The sequence below is a fragment of the Sporosarcina sp. ANT_H38 genome (genome assembly GCF_008369195.1).
Classification (GTDB): Bacteria; Bacillota; Bacilli; order Bacillales_A; family Planococcaceae; genus Sporosarcina.
Window position 1 is genome coordinate 34567 of record NZ_VOBC01000001.1, and the last position, 17338, is coordinate 51904.

At 37.2% G+C, this 17338-nt stretch carries 15 protein-coding genes; 14 read left to right on the forward strand and 1 reads right to left on the reverse strand.

Going from position 1 to position 17338, the window contains the following annotated elements:
* Window positions 1-165: 165 nt before the first annotated feature.
* The 9 genes from FQ087_RS00325 to FQ087_RS00365 all read left to right on the forward strand — a co-directional run bounded on the left by FQ087_RS00325 (window position 166) and on the right by FQ087_RS00365 (window position 10314).
* On the forward strand, window positions 166-2322 hold the full coding sequence (locus FQ087_RS00325) for an ATP-dependent helicase (protein WP_149578588.1): 2157 nt from the start codon (window positions 166-168) through the stop codon (window positions 2320-2322).
* A complete protein-coding gene (locus tag FQ087_RS00330; protein ID WP_149578589.1) occupies window positions 2319-2696 on the forward strand; it encodes a fluoride efflux transporter FluC in 378 nt (125 codons plus the stop codon). The genes FQ087_RS00325 and FQ087_RS00330 overlap by 4 nt, the downstream gene beginning before the upstream one ends.
* On the forward strand, window positions 2693-3055 hold the full coding sequence (locus FQ087_RS00335; RefSeq protein ID WP_149578590.1) for a fluoride efflux transporter FluC: 363 nt from the start codon (window positions 2693-2695) through the stop codon (window positions 3053-3055). The genes FQ087_RS00330 and FQ087_RS00335 overlap by 4 nt, the downstream gene beginning before the upstream one ends.
* A 59-nt stretch (window positions 3056-3114) precedes the next feature.
* On the forward strand, window positions 3115-5178 hold the full coding sequence (locus FQ087_RS00340; protein WP_149578591.1) for a catalase: 2064 nt from the start codon (window positions 3115-3117) through the stop codon (window positions 5176-5178).
* 111 nt (window positions 5179-5289) lie between these two features.
* Window positions 5290-6024: a thermonuclease family protein gene (locus FQ087_RS00345; protein ID WP_149578592.1), complete on the forward strand. Its 735-nt coding sequence runs from the start codon at window positions 5290-5292 to the stop codon at window positions 6022-6024.
* A 160-nt stretch (window positions 6025-6184) separates the two neighbouring features.
* Complete coding sequence (locus tag FQ087_RS00350; RefSeq protein ID WP_149578593.1) at window positions 6185-6763, forward strand: DNA-3-methyladenine glycosylase I; 579 nt, start codon at window positions 6185-6187, stop codon at window positions 6761-6763.
* A 569-nt stretch (window positions 6764-7332) separates the two neighbouring features.
* On the forward strand, window positions 7333-8169 hold the full coding sequence (locus FQ087_RS00355) for a metallophosphoesterase (protein WP_223145583.1): 837 nt from the start codon (window positions 7333-7335) through the stop codon (window positions 8167-8169).
* A 134-nt stretch (window positions 8170-8303) separates the two neighbouring features.
* The gene (locus FQ087_RS00360; RefSeq protein WP_149578595.1) at window positions 8304-8951 is read left to right on the forward strand and encodes a response regulator transcription factor; all 648 of its coding nucleotides are present in this window, start codon (window positions 8304-8306) and stop codon (window positions 8949-8951) included.
* Between the two features lie 82 nt (window positions 8952-9033).
* Complete coding sequence (locus tag FQ087_RS00365) at window positions 9034-10314, forward strand: sensor histidine kinase (RefSeq protein ID WP_223145584.1); 1281 nt, start codon at window positions 9034-9036, stop codon at window positions 10312-10314.
* Between the two features lie 15 nt (window positions 10315-10329).
* Here FQ087_RS00365 and FQ087_RS22270 read toward each other — a convergent pair whose 3' ends face one another.
* Window positions 10330-10497, reverse strand: coding sequence for a hypothetical protein (locus tag FQ087_RS22270; protein ID WP_188006588.1), 168 nt, complete (start codon window positions 10495-10497; stop codon window positions 10330-10332).
* Window positions 10498-10606: 109 nt separating this feature from the next.
* Here FQ087_RS22270 and FQ087_RS00370 point away from each other — a divergent pair, with 109 nt between their 5' ends.
* The 5 genes from FQ087_RS00370 to FQ087_RS00390 all read left to right on the forward strand — a co-directional run bounded on the left by FQ087_RS00370 (window position 10607) and on the right by FQ087_RS00390 (window position 17236).
* Window positions 10607-11554: an LCP family protein gene (locus FQ087_RS00370; RefSeq protein WP_149578597.1), complete on the forward strand. Its 948-nt coding sequence runs from the start codon at window positions 10607-10609 to the stop codon at window positions 11552-11554.
* 447 nt (window positions 11555-12001) lie between these two features.
* Complete coding sequence (locus tag FQ087_RS00375; protein WP_149578598.1) at window positions 12002-13393, forward strand: MBOAT family O-acyltransferase; 1392 nt, start codon at window positions 12002-12004, stop codon at window positions 13391-13393.
* Window positions 13394-13405: 12 nt separating this feature from the next.
* Complete coding sequence (locus tag FQ087_RS23400) at window positions 13406-13717, forward strand: DHHW family protein (RefSeq protein ID WP_149578599.1); 312 nt, start codon at window positions 13406-13408, stop codon at window positions 13715-13717.
* Between the two features lie 21 nt (window positions 13718-13738).
* On the forward strand, window positions 13739-14776 hold the full coding sequence (locus tag FQ087_RS00385) for a DHHW family protein (RefSeq protein WP_149578600.1): 1038 nt from the start codon (window positions 13739-13741) through the stop codon (window positions 14774-14776).
* A 153-nt stretch (window positions 14777-14929) separates the two neighbouring features.
* Complete coding sequence (locus tag FQ087_RS00390; RefSeq protein WP_149578601.1) at window positions 14930-17236, forward strand: glycoside hydrolase; 2307 nt, start codon at window positions 14930-14932, stop codon at window positions 17234-17236.
* Window positions 17237-17338: the final 102 nt, after the last annotated feature.

Genomic DNA, 17338 nt, shown 5'->3' on the forward strand with positions numbered 1-17338 from the left:
GGAAAATCATTAAGAGGTGTTTTAGTAGATACTCAATATACAACAGTAACCGTAACCTTTACTTACTCAGTAAAGGTTTTTTGTATGGACGCTATTTGATTCCTCTACAAATAAGCGTTCGTATGGTAAATTAAGAACAATGTATGTAAAAGGAGTTACTGTAAAATGAAAAATTTTTTTGAAAGAAAAAAGAAAGAATTGAATATAGATTTGAATGAAGTGCAAAAGAAAGCAGTCCTACAAACGGACGGACCACTTCTACTTTTAGCTTGCCCTGGATCAGGGAAAACGACGACGATGATTATGCGCATCGGTTATTTAATTGAAGAAAAGAATGTAGACCCGAAACGGATTAAGGCGATTACCTTCAGTAAGGCATCTGCGCGTGATATGACAGAGCGGTTTACAAGGTTCTTCCCGCACAGTGCACGTGTCGACTTTTCCACAATCCATAGTTTGGCATTTATGATTGCACGTACTTATTTAGATAAGATAGGCACAACGTATGAGCTGATTGAAGGAAGTGGAACAGGTCGTCAGTCTATCAATAAGGCCTTTTTATTGAAAGGGATTTATAAAGACGTATTGAAAGAGGATTGCACCGATGACGAACTGTCGTCTCTGTCGACGTTCATCAGTGGGATAAAAAACCGTTTAATTCCCATTGAGGAATGGGAGGAGCTGAAGGGGCCTGTCGACAAGGCAGGGCGCATCGCAAGGAAATATGAACAACATAAGAGTCGGACAAATGGGCATCTGCTTCTCGATTTTGATGACATGTTGACAATTTCTGAACAGGCGCTTCGTGAAGACGAGCAACTTAGTGAGCGATTCCGTAACCTTTACGACTACCTTCTGACCGACGAAAGCCAAGACACCTCCCTTGTTCAACATAAAATTGTGGAGCATCTCGTTGCACATCATGGAAATCTCTGTGTTGTTGCAGATGATGATCAGTCAATTTATACGTGGCGGGGAGCAGAGCCGGATTATCTGTTAGATTTTAGGCGTGTCTATCCGGATGCTCAAGTACTGATGATGGAACGCAATTACCGCTCGTCAAAAGAAATCGTGGAGTTGGCTTCGACGTTCATCAAACGGAACAAAAAGCGCTATCCGAAAGACATGCATACAAAAAATGGCAAGGTAGAGCCGATCTATATTAAACAGCTGAATAGCCCGAAACAACAACTAGAATATGTAACGTACGAACTGCTTGGAGAGAAGAACTTGAATGAGATTGCTATTTTGTTCAGGAATAATTCATCTTCAACGATGTTCGTGAGTGAACTGCACAGGCGCGGTATTCCATTTTATATGAAGGATGCTGACGACAAGTTTTTCTCACATTGGATTGTCGAAGATATCTTGAACTTTATGCGTCTCAGTTTTAATACGGAACGGAAAGATATATTTGCTAAAATTATTATGAAAATGAATATTTTCATCTCGCGAAATATGCTCACACAATTTGAAAATACGGCAACAACGGGGAATGTATTCGATGCATTTATTCAAACGGTTGAAATGAAGGACAGTCAAGTTAAAAAGTTAGCTGACTATAAAAAGGGTTATGCTGTGATTCCTGACATGCGCCCGGAACGCGTAATTCAGCTAATTCGCAACGATCTAGGCTATGAGGCAGCACTTAAAAGTCGGGCTGAAAAATTCGGCTACAGAATCGATAGTCTCCTTAGCATTCTAGATACGCTGGAAGGAATTGCATCTCAACTAAAGACGATGGTCGAATTTGCGAGCCGCTTGAAAGAACTTGAAAAGGCGGTACAAAACGCAAAATCCAATACGTCTGAAAATGCGGTGACGTTATCGACGTTCCATAGTGCAAAAGGGCTTGAGTTTCGGCGTGTGTTCATGATTGACTTGCTAAAAGGGGTCATTCCATCTGAGGAAGATGAAGGGGACGCTGCAATGTTGGAAGAAGCGCGAAGGCTCTTCTACGTCGGTATGACACGTGCGAAAAGTCGACTTGAATTGCTATCATTCGGTCAGGACGAAGGGAAGCCGAAAGAAGATTCTAGGTTTCTGAATGAAGTACGAGGACTCCTTTTGAAACCAGGAGAAGCGAAAAAAGAACAGAAACCAGTAAAGATTACCAAAGCCTCGATTGCACTTAATCCTAATGGTATTAAAGACGGTGACGAGCTTGCAGTTGGAACAGCGGTTAAACACCGTGTATTCGGACAGGGTGAAATCATCCGGCGTGAGGGTGATGGAATTAATATCCAATTCGGTAAAGTGGAGAAGCGGCTGGATCTTGAAACGGTGCTTTCACTTAGGCTCCTCGAAAAAGTTAGCCAATGAGGAAGCTTTTGTGGATTGGTTTGGCTGGAGCGGCTGGGGCAATTATACGAGTGGTAATAGGTCGGATTGTTTCCAATGACTCGGGATTTCCCTTTTCTACGTTAACTGTAAATATAGTCGGGACGTTTTTGCTTTGTTTCATAGTGGCTGGGGCAGTTCAGAAATTAGTAGTGCATAAAGAATTACAAGATATCGTGACGTCGGGTTTTTTAGGTTCATTTACGACATTTTCGGCAGTTAGTATGGAGACTGTTTTACTGATACAAAAAGGTCAAATTATCGTGGCTGGATTGTATATCATTTTTAGTGTAATCGGAGGAATTTCTGTCGGTATGCTCGGCTTTCGTCTAGGCAGGAAGAGAGTGCGTACATGACGTTCATGGATATGGTGATGATAGGGATCGGAGGATTTTTCGGAGCTGTTATCCGGTATTTAATTTCGGAGAAATTGAATAATCAGGATGGGTTTCCGGCGGGGACATTACTTGTGAATTTGATAGGTGCCCTGCTGATTGGAATTACTTTCGGTCTTGCATTGCCATTATGGGCGATATTACTGTTGGCCTCGGGATTTGCTGGAGCGTTGACGACATTTTCCACGATGAATAAAGAGCTACTCATCATGTGGAGAAACGGTAAGAAAGGGAATGCGATAATCTATCTGATGCTCTTATATGTTACTGGAATTATCCTTGCATTTATCGGCTATCTAGTAGGAAGCAGTGTATACTGATTTTGTCAGTTTGAGTTGAGTCTATTGGGGAATAGAGTAGGAGACTACTAAAATTCCGAATGGAGGAAACGACATTGGACAGCAAACATAATGTTAATGAAAACAGTAAAGGTAAACAACTAGAGACATTCCGTTCACATGATGCAAGCAAAAAGATGACGACGAACCAAGGACTTAAAGTATCAGAAGATGAACATTCCCTAAAAGCGGGATTGCGTGGTCCGACATTGATGGAGGACTTCCACTTCCGCGAGAAGATGACCCATTTTGACCATGAACGGATTCCTGAAAGAGTCGTGCACGCAAGAGGCTACGCGGCTCACGGTGAATTTGAATTATATGAATCGATGAAAGACTATACGAAAGCGGCTTTCCTGCAGGAGCCCGGTTCGAAAACACCGGTATTCACACGGATTTCCACCGTTGCGGGCAGCAAGGGATCGGCAGAAACAGTACGCGATGTACGCGGATTTTCGGTGAAATTCTATACCGAAGAAGGAAACTATGATTTAGTGGGTAATAATATGCCAGTTTTCTTCATCCAGGATGCCATCAAATTCCCTGATCTTATCCATGCCGTAAAACCTGAACCGCATAACGAAATGCCGCAGGCGGCTTCTGCACATGATACTTTTTGGGATTTCGTTGTAAGTAACCAGGAGTCTGCTCATATGATTATGTGGCATATGTCCGATCGCGCGATTCCGCGGAGTTTCAGGATGATGGAAGGATTCGGGGTGCATACATACCGATTGGTGAGCGCCGAAGGAAAAGCGCATTTTGTGAAATTCCACTGGAAACCGAAACTAGGTGTTCACTCCCTCGTTTGGGATGAAGCGCAGAAAATCGCCGGGAAAGATCCTGATTTCCACCGCCGTGACCTTTGGGAATCCATTGAAAAAGGGGACTTCGTCGAATTTGAATTTGGAGTCCAATTGATTGAAGAAAAAGATGAGTTCATGTTTGATTTTGATATCCTGGACCCGACCAAGCTATGGCCGGAAGAGAAAGTGCCCGTCAAAATTATCGGGAAGATGACATTGAACCGTAATGTCGATAATGTATTTGCCGAAACGGAACAAGTCGCATTCCATCCGGGAAGTGTGGTTCCTGGGATTGATTTCTCAAATGATCCATTGCTGCAAGGCCGCTTGTTTTCGTATACGGATACGCAGCTCATACGCCTTGGCGGACCGAACTTCCATGAGTTGCCGATTAACCGCCCAGTGTGTCCAATCCATAACAATCAACGTGATGGCTATGGCAGACAGGCAATCAATGTGGGGCAGGTCAGCTATCATAAAAACTCTTTGGCAAACAATACACCGACGACTTCTACCGAAGACGAAGGCGGTTTCGTCCATTATCAGGAGAAAGTAGAAGGTCGCAAAATTCAAGCGCGTAGTGAATCATTTAGTGATCACTTCTCGCAAGCACGTCTTTTCTGGAACAGTATGACACTGCAAGAAAAAAAACATATCGTCGATGCATTCAGTTTTGAAGTCGGTAAGGTGAAAAATAAGAATGTCAAACAGCAAGTTGTGGATATGTTTGTCAATGTCGACAAAGGGTTGGCAACTGCTATTGCTGAAGCGGTAGGCGTCAATCAACCGGAGGGCGTGGAATCGGATGTGACCGAGTTGTCCCCAGCCCTAAGCCAGGAATTAACGACGAAATTGCCGACTACACGTAAAATCGCCATTCTTATTGGTGAAAAATTCAATGGAAGCGAAGTGGAAACGGTTGTCAAAGCCTGTCTTGACGCAGGGATGACTGTGAATATTGTCGGCGAGAAGTTAGGTTTGGTTCATGGTGAAGATAAACTGGCAGTCGAAGTGACGGAGACTTTCCTCACTGTCCATTCTGTTTTGTATGATGGACTATACGTCGTCGGAGGCGAGGCGGATAATCCAAGAAAACTTAAGCAAGATATCGTCAATTTTATCAACGAAGCTTTTCAGCATTATAAACCGATCGGTATCGCCACAACAGGTAAGCCTTTCTTCGAGGCGTCAGATGCGGAAGTTGGCCCGGGTATCGTACTAGCAGGTGCTGCAGATTTTAACAGCGAATTTATCGCTGCCGTCGCCGCACACCGGCATTGGGAACGTAAAATCTATTGATGGAGTGAAAGTGAAGCGGTCGTCACCTAGGTGGCGGCTGTTTTCATTTGGTTGCATAAATGGTAACATTGAATGTTACAACTAATGAACTAGTAAAAGGATGACGAATACATGAAACAAAACAAAAAGAATGCTGGCACTTTACTGAGAAAACCGGCAGGTATAGTGAGTATCGGTATCGTTTTACTCGCGTTGATTGTGTACAATATTTTCTTTCCGGAACAAGAACCAGAATCAGATCCGAGTCGTTCGGGTTTAATCCCAGTGGAACTTGTGAAGACAATTGATGGGGATACGATTAAAATTATGTATGAAGGTGAAGAGCAGAATGTCCGGTATTTACTAATTGATACACCGGAAACGAATCATCCGCGTCTTGGAAAGCAACCATTCGGTGAGAAAGCAAAAGAGCGCAATCGTGAGTTGATGAGTAGTGGAAAACTCGAAATTGAATTTGATATCGGTGGGAAAACAGATAAATATGATAGATTGCTTGCTTATCTTTACATTGATGGTGTGAGCGTTCAGGAAACTCTGTTGGAAGAAGGACTCGCTCGTGTGGCTTATGTCTATCCACCAAATACACGACATCTCGACGCTTATAAGAAAGCAGAAGAGAAGGCCAAAAAAGCGGGAATCGGTATCTGGACGCTTGAAGATTATGCGACTGATCGCGGATTTGACAGTGGAACGTATACAGAAACCCAACCTGAATCCGGTACTAAAGAAATGTTTACTAATTGTACGGAACTGCGTCAGAAATATACAAATGGTGTGGGAAAAGGGCATCCTGCTTACGTTGAAAAAATGGATGGCAATAAAGACGGTAATGCATGTGAACGTTGATGTTCAAAAAAATAGAAGTGAACCCGCTCGTTGTTTTACATAAAGGTAATTCTCAATCAGCGAGGGTCTTATTGCTCGTTAAGGCGAGATAAATTTCAATTCATTTTGGTTACTAGTATTGTGGTTAGATATAATTAAAAGAGCAGAGGGGGAGATTGTAATGAGTAATGAAATTCCGCTTATTAGATGTGGCTGGGCTGATGCGAATACATTTGAAAGAGATTATCACGATAATGAATGGGGAGTTCCAGTTCATGACGATAATAAATTGTTTGAACTACTTATTTTAGAAGGTAAACAAGCGGGTTTAAGTTGGTCAACAATTTTAAAAAAGAGGGATACAATTAGTGAGGCATTTGATTATTTTAATGCAGAGAAAATTGTCAAGTATGATCAAAATAAGATAAATGAACTTTTGAATAATGAAGGTATTATTAGAAACAAGTTAAAGGTTAATGCTGTTATTGCGAATGCTAAAGCGTATTTAGCATTAGTGGATGAATACGGGACCTTTGATTCTTTTTTATGGAAGTATGTGAATTACGAGCCGATCCGAAATGTATGGACTGAAATTTCAGACGTCCCTGCGTCAACAGAACTATCAGCATTGATTAGCAAAGATTTGAAGAAGCTAGGATTCAAATTTGTAGGTCCTACAACTATTTATGCTTACATGCAGGCAATAGGGATGGTGAATGATCATCTCGTAAAATGTTTCCGACACTCAATGTTAAATTGATTTTATGTTTGATAAAAAACTGTAGTGAAATATAAAGGTGAAGTTTGATAGTTTCAACTACATAAAATCTATACAGCAAACATGCTTAAATCGGTTATCGATTTAAGCATGTTTTATTAATTGCTCAAATAAAAGTAGTCCTGTTTTTTTATACCACTCTAGTCTGGTGGATAATTGTGTGGAAAAATACAAACATATGTATGCTTAACAGCAACACACAAAGTTACACGTAAAATATGAGTAATCCAAAAAACGATAGTCACAGACAATCTCCCACATCGAAAGCAAGCACTTGAACTCATTTTTTGTAATTAGTTTAGATTCCTCTCAAATGTAACATTGGCGTCACAATGAGACTGTATGGTACTAGTAAGGGGAAATCATTGCTATGAAATTCCATTAGATTTCGAGCTTGTTGTGAAATGAAGAACTATTAACTTTAAAAGTTGATGTTGGATCAGATTTTTCGTCTACTTGGAACCATTAGTCACATAAATGACTATGAATAAATTCACATGAAAGACCTTAGATAGGTGTTAGTAATAATAAGTAAAAAAGGTAGTGAAGAATTGAAAAGGTTAGTTTTAGGAATAATAAAATGCTTGGTTATAGCTAGCATAGTAGTAGCTGGATTGGCTGTATATTCAATTAAAATAGAGCCAAAACGCCTTGTTACACAGGAGTATGAACTCGAGTTTTCGTCGGGAGGCGAGGATTCCATAAGGGTAGTACAGTTTTCAGATGTCCATTTAGGTCCGAATTATTCGTTAGAGCAGCTAGAGAGGCTTGTAGACAGAATCAATGATCTTGAACCTGACGTAATCGCTTTTACGGGAGATCTCATGGATGTCGCATTTGAGTTCGAAGGGAAGTCTGAAATAAGTGGAATATTGGGTAAGCTAAGCAGTAGATATGGCAATTACGCTGTTTGGGGAAACCATGACCACGGAGGTGGTGGAGTCAGGTTCTACGAAGATATTATGATGAAATCAGGATTTACACTACTTAAAAATCAGAGTAGCACATTAGAACTTGAAAGTGGACAAGTACTAAATATTATAGGCCTAGATGATGCCATGCTTGGAAAACCGGATATTCAAAAGGCATATTCAGATGTTGACAATCAGGGAGCTAAGCTGCTTCTGTTGCATCAGCCAGACCTTGTGGACGATATAGGGTATGACAATTTTGATTTGGCACTGGCAGGACATAGTCACGGAGGGCAGGTTGATATTCCGACGCTTGGACCTGTAGTGACACCCCCACTTGCAAAGAAATATAGAAAAGGGATGTACCAGCTAGGAATTCATACGCATCTTTATGTGAATAGCGGAATCGGCACAACGAGGATACCTATTAGGCTTTGGAGCCCTCCTGAGATATCGGTGTTTGACATAACTATATGATCCTTCGTTTTGATTATTTTTGACCTTTTGAAGGCTTCTCCTGAGTTGACCATACTTTCATGATGCCTTTTTTGTTTTTCTTTTGTAATAATAAGGTTTCATTCAATGTTTTTAACTCAAAGGGGGAACGAGAAATGAATATTCTGATAGCGGATGATGAACCGCAAATGGTAAAGATACTTTCAGCCTATTTCAGAGATGAAGGCTTCAATGTCCTGGAGGCTAGGGATGGACAGGAAGCATTGGATATATTTGAATCAACCAAGATTGAATTAGCCATTTTAGATTGGATGATGCCAATAATCGATGGAATAGAGGTATGTAAATATATTAAGGGAAATAGTCAGACTAAAGTTCTGATATTAACAGCTAAAGGTCAAAATGAAGATGAAATAAAGGCCTTAAATGGTGGGGCTGATGACTATATCAAGAAGCCATTTGATCCAAGGATATTAATCTTAAGAGCTAAAAAGCTAATGAATAGTGGTGAAGAAATTAAGTTCAGAAATATTAGGATAAAGGAGAATGAAAAAAAAGCATATAAGGGAGAAGAACCATTGCAACTTACAAAGATAGAATATGATTTGTTACTGGTCTTCATTAAAAATAGAGGCGTTATTTTATCGAGAGATAGACTTATTGACATAGTTTGGGGCATGGATTATGACGGAGATTATAGAACAGTAGATACCCACATCAGAAGATTAAGAACCAAAATTGGGGATGACATTATCAAAACTTATAGAGGCATTGGGTACTGTCTGGAGGTGAAGGAAGATTAAAATTAGGCACAAGCTTGCAGTTGGCATATCATCCATTGTAATTTCTACTTTTATATTTTTAATACTAATAAATGTTTTCCTAGTGGACAGATATTACATTTACGAGCAAAGAAAGGTATTAGACGAGGTAGCTAGCGATATACTCAGTGTCCCTGAAAATGATTTTTTAAACGGATTGAAACAAATAGAAGAAGAATATGCCGTAACTATTGTTCATTCAGAGATTAGTGGAAGTTTGAATCAAATTAATGAAAGAATAAAATTAGCGTTTGAAATTAAAAAAATAAAGCTAAACAAATTTTGGATTACTGAAAGTACGTTAAATGCTTTGCAAGAGAAAAACATTAATAAGATATACGATCAAGGTGTAAGCAAATATAAAGTATTAACTAAATTTATAAAAATAGATAATACTATTATTGCTATAGGATTTCCATTGCCACATATGGAAGAGGCAATCGAAATAATAAATAGATTTAATATGTTTTTTATGATCATTTCAGTAATTTTGATTATTTTTTTAGTAGTGATCATTTCTAAAAAAATTACAAGGCCTTTGGAATCCTTAAAAAATTTGTCTCGCGATATAGCCGATTTAAAATTCAGGAAAGAAGAGATTAAAACTAATGATGAGGTAGGAGAACTTGCAAAGAGTATAAATAGTATGAGTGAAAAATTAGAGAAAGCGCATTATGAAATCAATGCTCAAAATATGAGAATGAGAGAATTAATGTCTGATGTGTCCCATGAGTTAAAAACGCCACTATCAATCGTGAAAGTTTATGAACAAGGTATATTGGACGGTTTAGATGACGGAACATTTAGGGATGTAATTGAAGAACAGATTGAGAAAATGGATTTATTAATCGCGAAGCTTTTGTTTTGGACAGAATTAGAAAGTAGTTCATTAAATAAATCTGCTTTTGATTTAGGCAAAAGGATTATAGCCATCACGGGAAAATACACACTGATAATACAGGAAAACAGTATTGATTTTTCATTAAATATAGATGCGGATGAGGACTATTTTATTCATGCAGAACAAGAAGGAATAGATGTTGTGCTCGATAATTTAATTACCAATGCTATTAAATATTCCAATGATAAGCGTATTGAAATTACTTTAACTAAAAGCAATAATATCGTCAAGCTTACGATTGCTAACGGGGTTGGCGAAATTGATGAAAATGAATTAGAAAGTATATGGAGACCATTTTACGTATTAGAAAAATCAAGAAGTAAGGAGCTCTCTGGTACAGGTTTGGGATTGCCTATTATCAAGACCATTTTGGATAATCACAATTTGGATTTTGGGTTTGAATTAAAAAATAATAGGCTAACGTTTTCTGTAACATTCGCGTAACAGACGCAGGTTATTCTAGTTATGGAGGATTGTTAGCTCGACTTGTCGTTCTAGTTTAACAAAATGGGCTTTCTGTTGATTAATTTGGATTCCCAACTTTTCAATATAGGGTAGATTAATCGTGATAAACAACATAATTTCAGTTGGTTCTCCATGACTAATTTCTTTGACTGGATATTTCATCGGGATGTCCTCCTTTCTATAAGCCATATAAAGAGTTTTGAAACAATTCATGTACCTAAGTAGTTACAATAAAACATGATATGAAATTTAATGATAGGTGGATTTATGGATGGGAAAAAGCGAACGAAGAAACAAAAAGCGTAAAAGACTAAGGAATTTCTTTATCGTGACGACATTGATTTTGTTAGTGGGAATCATATATGGAGTAGTCCAATACAAAAGTGGACTGGCTATGGCAAACAAAGGATTGGCTAAAGAAGAAGAAACGTTATTTGATGATTTTGAAGGTGCAGATCCACAATTTGGTGAAATTAATGTTCTGTTATTAGGTAGTGACTCTCGGGGAGAGGAAGTTGCACGGGCTGATACGTTAATGATTGCTCATTATAATCAAACGACTCATCAGATGAAACTCGTATCGATCATGAGAGATACATATGTGTTTATCCCGGATTACGGATACCATAAAATGAATACGGCCTTTTCTCTTGGAGGTCCGGAGCTTGTTAGGAAAACGATAAAGGAAAATTTCGATGTCAATATTGATTCCTATGCGATTGTTGACTTTACTGGATTTTCAAAAATTGTAGATGTTATAGCACCTGATGGAATAGAAGTTGATATTCCATACGCCATGTCTCATGGAATAGGAATGACCTTACAGCCAGGAAACCAAGTTTTAAATGGCGAACAGTTACTTGGGTATGTTCGTTTCCGCCACGATATTCATAGTGATTTTGGGCGAGTGGAGCGGCAGCAGGAGGCGTTGTCGAAATTAAAGGATGAGGCTGTCAGCATCCACAGTATACTAAATTTCCCTAAGTTACTTGGCGTTGTTGAACCTTATATTAATACAAACGTTGACAATCGAACAATCCTTACAATCGGTAAAGGTTTGCTTATTGGGAAGGCAGAAAATATAGAGACGTTACGTATCCCTGTTGAAAACTCTTTTGAAGATAAGCGTGTAGCAGCAGGGGCAGTTCTAAGTATCGATTTCGAGAAAAACAAACAAGCATTACAACAGTTTTTGTCGACTGAAGAAATCAAGAAGTAAGGGGCTTTCTGGTACAGGTTTGGGCTTACCTATTATCAAGACCATTTTGGATAATGACTATATGGATTTTTGGTTTGAATAAAAAAATAGTAGGTTAGTGGTCTTTGTAACATTCGCGTAACACACCTAGATTACACTAGTTATGGAAGTGGATTGTTAAACGGATTTGTCGTTCTAGTTCATTTACTCGCATACCTAGTCTAACAATATGGGTTTTCAACTTTTCAATATAGAGTAGATGATTCGTGATAAACACGCAATTTCAGTTGGTTCTCACTGACTAATCTCTTCTACTTGTTTGGTTCATCGAGATTTACTCCTTTCTATATGAATTTGGGATAGTAATTGATGCCCATATAGAGAGTTTTGAAACAAATTATGTACCTAAGTAATTATACGAACAAATTTTTTGTTCTATTTTTACTATAAAAATGAAAGGAGGATACAATGGTTTTTTCAAGTCTTTTGTTCATTTATTTGTTTCTACCCATCAGCATAATACTTTATTACTCAGTGAGAAATAGAAAGTTTAAAAACATTATTTTATTAATGATTTCATTATGTTTTTATGCTTGGGGTGAGCCAGTATGGATTGTCCTATTACTTATTAGTGGTAGTATTGATTATTTTCATGGTTTGTATATTGAAAGGTTTCATGGAACAAAATGGGCTAAATATGGTGTCGTTTCTTCCATTATATTAAATCTATCCTTGTTAATTGCATTTAAGTATAGTGCTTTCATCTATGAAAATGTAAATCTTGTTTTTAATACGTCGTTCCAAGTACCAGATGTTGCATTACCAATTGGTATATCATTTTATACCTTCCAAACAATCTCTTATACAGTGGATGTGTATCGAGGAAAAGTACAAGCACAAAGAAAGTATTCTACTTTCCTTTTGTATGTGTCGTTATTTCCGCAGCTAGTTGCAGGGCCAATCGTAAGATATTCGGATATTGCTAAACAAATAGAGCATCGAACTACAAATTTTAGCCAAATCAGTGATGGTGTGAATCGATTTTTAGTTGGATTAGGAAAAAAAGTATTGCTAGCTAATACAGCTGGTAGTTTTGCAACGATGTTTATGGAGCGTTCTTCGGAAAGCTTAAGCGTAACAGAGGCATGGTTTGGTATTGCGATGTTCTCGTTACAGATATACTTTGATTTTTCAGGATATTCAGATATGGCTATAGGTTTAGGGAAGATATTTGGCTTCGAATTTAAAGAGAATTTTAACTTTCCATATATTTCACGATCTGCTACAGAATTTTGGAGACGCTGGCATATATCTTTAGGTAGTTTCTTTCGAGACTATGTGTATATCCCACTTGGCGGAAACCGAAAGAATCAATTTTTAAATTTGATGATTGTATGGTTTCTAACTGGAATATGGCATGGTGCCAGTTGGAATTTTGTTATTTGGGGACTGTATTTTGGGGTTTTAATTTACTTAGAGAAAAAAGTATTAGGAAGAATTTTAGAAAAACTGCCGAGAATTGTTTCACACTGCTATTTACTAGTGGTTGTAATTATAGGTTGGACCTTCTTCTATTTTACAAATATGAATGAAGCTTTCTCTTATTTAAAAGTTCTCTTTGGCTTTACTAATCAAAGCTTCGCTAGTACTGAGTTAACTATTATTATAACTAATAATATTTTTTGGCTAGTGATTGCTATTTTATTATGTACACCACTAATCCAAGTCATTGGGAAAAAAAATTTCAATGGTGCTATACACAAAAGTTGCTTGGTTGTTGTAAATGTTATGATTTTAATCCTATGTACAGCTGTTCTGGTTAGCGAAAGTTATAATCCATTTCTCTATTTTAGATTTTAAGGAGAGTAATGAATGAAAAAAGATAATATATTCGAGAAAATTCATATCGGCATTATGGTTGGAATTGTAATGGTGGGCTTTACATTATTCATTCTATTACCAAAAAGTAATATTTCTGAAGATGAAAAGCGTCAATTAACATCCTTTCCTACTTTTTCAGCGGAAAGCTTTCAAAACAAAAGTTATTCCAAACAACTAGATTTGTATGTGAATGATGCCTTTCCGTTTCGTGAGCAGCTCATTGAGTTAAGTTCCCTTTATAGTAATGCAAAAGGAATACGATCAGGAACAGATGAGATACAAATATACAGTTCACAGAAATAAACATAAGGGGATAAAAATAAAATGAAAAAAATTATAATAGTTTCAGCAATTGCGACCCTACTAGTTGCAGGGTGTGCTTCTAAAGACATAGAAAATAAAAGTGGTAGTTCTGTAAAGGAAGAGAGTAAAGAGAATATTGTTGAAGAAAATAAACAAGAAGTTACAGAGAATACCACTGCTGAAAAATCCGGTTCCATTATTACACTAGGCAATCGAGCAGTCGAAATATTTTACGGAAATGAAGAAAATGCAAAGCGATATTCCAATACTATTTCAAGTATGAAACAAACTCTAGGAGAGCATGTAGAAGTTTATAATATGGTAGTTCCAACAGGTGTAGAATTTGCGCTACCGAAAAAATATCAACATATGTCTACACCGCAAAAACCTGTCATTGATAAAATTTATGACAATCTTGATAGCGGTGTTAAGATTGTTGACGCGTATAAAGCATTAGAAAAACATAAAAATGAGTATCTATATTTTAATACGGATCACCATTGGACATCGCTAGGTGCATATTATGCTTACGAACAATTCGCGAAAGAAGCAGGATTTAAAGCGAAATCATTAGATGAATACGAAAAATATTCTAAGAAAGAATTTTTAGGTACACTTTTCACACAAACGCAAGATACTAAACTAAAAGAGAATAAAGATGTAGTTGATTATTATAAGATTCCAGTTGATTACGAGGTATTTCGATATGAAAAAGGGAAGGAAGATACAGCAGTTCCTTCAACGTTATATGCTGATTATGTAAATGGTGTTAATGCTTACTCTGTATTTTTGCATGGAGATTTTCCAATGATTAAAATTCAAAATAATGATAGTAAAGTAGGGAAGAAGCTAGTCGTTGTAAAAGAGTCTTATGGAAATGCGTTTGTGCCATTTTTAATCCCTCATTATGACGAAATTTATGTAGTGGATTCTAGATATTACAATAGTAGTTTAAAGAAATTGGTAAATGAACAAGCAGTAACAGAAGTATTATTTATAAATAATATTTTTGCTGCGAATACCGGAAAAATTGTGAAAACAATTGAAGAATTACAGTGAAAAAAGAAGCCTAATAGAAGCTATTAGGCTTCTTTTTTATGTGATATCAAGTCCATTGTGGATTTCTGCTTCGAATTAGAAAATAATAGGTTAGCGGTTTTTGTAACATTCGTGTAACAAACCCAGCATACTCTATTTATGGAGGTGTAATACATGAAAAAAATACTATCAATCATGTTAATTGTTGCAATTGTAACAAGCGCTCTTATTGGGTGTGTGGACGACAAAAAAGTAACAAGCAAAGAGGTCCATTCAAAAATAAATAATCAAGATTTTAACTTTAGTGTTGATCCGGAAACACTAACGGTTAAGGTGGAGTCTAATGGAATTTCTGAGAGTGTATCGGAACCATTGGAGAAAATGGAAGTTTCGAATTTAAAAGACAATGGAGATACGATTACCTGGACCTATTTGGAAAAGGGAATTGAGGTTAATATCAAAAAAAAAGATAAGTATGTAGATGTAACCATGAAATCCAACAAAGATGAAGACAACATGTTTGCATGGCCAAAAGTGAAAGGTGATGGATATATGCTCCCATTAAATCAAGGGAAGCATATTCCGAGCAATGATTCAGTATGGAAAGATTATTTAAGTGAAGAAAAAATGAAGGTGATTGAAGCTTTCTCTATGCAGTTTTTTGCAGTTGATAAAAGTGCATATTCGCTAGTCTATATAATTAAAAATCCTTATAATAGTGAAGTTGTTTTTAATACCGAAAATGATATAGAGTTTACTTTCAATCATGAATTTCCAGCGATTAATGAAGAGAAGGAATACGGATTTAGAATATATGTAACGGAAAAAAATCCAGTAGATGTTGCAAAGACCTATAAAAATTATTTGGTTGAACAGGATGACTTCAAAAGCTTGGGGGATAAGGCTGAAGAAAATAGTAATATCGAAAAGCTTTACGGTGCACCCCATGCTTATTTTTGGGATAGAACTGTTATTTCAGAGGAAAATATAAAATGGGCAAAACTAAGAGACAGTTTCCCTGAAAAACTGAGATTATGGATTCAGGAGTTATTAACTACTAAAGTGGAGGACGGAGCAGAACTTTCATCGGCCTTTGATGATTTAAATAACTTAGATTATGTAGACAAGTATATTGAAACTAGAATAATAAATGGCTTAAGTGCCGTAATGCAGCTAAAAGAATTCTATAATCCGGAAATTTTTACTGAAGCTGATAAAGAAACTCGAGAGTTATTAAACAAGGGAATAGACAATTTAAATCCTGTTGAATTAATTGACCTAAATAAGCGTTTATTAAAAAGTATACTTGGCGATGTAGTTGACCCAATAGAGCAGTGGGCAGATGCAAATACTGTTGATGTGATAAAGGATATGAAGGATTCAGGGTTAGAAAATATGTGGATTGGTTTGGATGACTGGCAGGAAGGATTCATTAAACCAGAGTTAGTAAAAGAAGCAGAAGACCTGGGCTATTTAATTGGTACTTATGATTCGTATCATTCAATCCATGAACCAGGTAAAGAGAAGTGGGAAACTGCTAAGTTTAAGGATACTTCACTTTACGTGAAGGCAACTGTCACCAATAAAGAGGGGAACAAGATTGAAGGATTCCAAGGTGAAGGTAGAAAGTTGAATCCGACGCTTGCAATGCCTAGTGTAGAAGAAAGATTAACTTCGATTTTAAATACGGGCTTAGCATTTAACTCATGGTTTTTAGACACAGATGGCACTGGGGAGATTTATGATGACTATTCGCCAGAACATATTACTACTGAAAAGGAAGATATCCAGGCTAGAATTAAGAGAATGGAATATCTGCAAAAAGAATGGGATATGGTAGTCGGAACTGAAGGCGGAAATGATTTTGCTAACAAAACGATTGCTTTTGCACATGGCATAGAAACGCCAGTATTTTCTTGGATGGATGAGGATATGAGTAAAAACAAAGAAAGTGAGTACTATGTAGGGAGATACTATTCGAGTACTGGCGGAGCTCCTGAACTGTTTTCTAAACAAATACCTGTAAAGGATAAGTACAAGAAGTTATTTTTGGATTCAACCTACACGATCCCGTTGTATAAGTTGGTTTACAACGATTCAGTGATTACGACTTATTGGTGGGGATGGGGAACCTTAAAAATAGAAGATGAAATAGCTAATAGGATGTTGTATGAGATACTTTATAATGTACCCCCTTTATATCATTTAGATAAGCACGAGTGGGAAAAACATAAAGATACAATCGTAAGACATTCTAAGGTATGGTCAAATTTTAGCGAAAAAGCAATAACGAAAGAAATGACGAATTTCAAAATCATATCAGGTGATAGATTAGTTCAAATGACTGAATATGGTAAATTGTTAAGTGTAGTAGCCAATTTTTCGGATGTTGAGTTTGATTATCAAGGCGAGATAATACCAGCAAAATCATTGCTAATTATTGATAAAAATAATAAAAGCATCTATACACCGGAAAAGTGAGCGCCAAATTCTCCGCATTCTAATCCATGTTAGTTAGTAGACGATCGTTCCGAGGACTAAATTCGAGCATGGATTCGACTGTGAAACTGCGTTATGAATATA

What these genes read in the sequence shown, in the direction of transcription:
- FQ087_RS00325 (WP_149578588.1), top strand. Translation starts at nt 166, where the DNA reads ATGAAAAATTTTTTTGAAAGAAAAAAGAAAGAATTGAATATAGATTTG.
- FQ087_RS00330 (WP_149578589.1), top strand. Translation starts at nt 2,319, where the DNA reads ATGAGGAAGCTTTTGTGGATTGGTTTGGCTGGAGCGGCTGGGGCAATT.
- FQ087_RS00335 (WP_149578590.1), top strand. Translation starts at nt 2,693, where the DNA reads ATGACGTTCATGGATATGGTGATGATAGGGATCGGAGGATTTTTCGGA.
- FQ087_RS00340 (WP_149578591.1), top strand. Translation starts at nt 3,115, where the DNA reads ATGGAGGAAACGACATTGGACAGCAAACATAATGTTAATGAAAACAGT.
- FQ087_RS00345 (WP_149578592.1), top strand. Translation starts at nt 5,290, where the DNA reads ATGAAACAAAACAAAAAGAATGCTGGCACTTTACTGAGAAAACCGGCA.
- FQ087_RS00350 (WP_149578593.1), top strand. Translation starts at nt 6,185, where the DNA reads ATGAGTAATGAAATTCCGCTTATTAGATGTGGCTGGGCTGATGCGAAT.
- FQ087_RS00360 (WP_149578595.1), top strand. Translation starts at nt 8,304, where the DNA reads ATGAATATTCTGATAGCGGATGATGAACCGCAAATGGTAAAGATACTT.
- FQ087_RS22270 (WP_188006588.1), bottom strand. Translation starts at nt 10,497, where the DNA reads ATGAAATATCCAGTCAAAGAAATTAGTCATGGAGAACCAACTGAAATT.
- FQ087_RS00370 (WP_149578597.1), top strand. Translation starts at nt 10,607, where the DNA reads ATGGGAAAAAGCGAACGAAGAAACAAAAAGCGTAAAAGACTAAGGAAT.
- FQ087_RS00375 (WP_149578598.1), top strand. Translation starts at nt 12,002, where the DNA reads ATGGTTTTTTCAAGTCTTTTGTTCATTTATTTGTTTCTACCCATCAGC.
- FQ087_RS23400 (WP_149578599.1), top strand. Translation starts at nt 13,406, where the DNA reads ATGAAAAAAGATAATATATTCGAGAAAATTCATATCGGCATTATGGTT.
- FQ087_RS00385 (WP_149578600.1), top strand. Translation starts at nt 13,739, where the DNA reads ATGAAAAAAATTATAATAGTTTCAGCAATTGCGACCCTACTAGTTGCA.
- FQ087_RS00390 (WP_149578601.1), top strand. Translation starts at nt 14,930, where the DNA reads ATGAAAAAAATACTATCAATCATGTTAATTGTTGCAATTGTAACAAGC.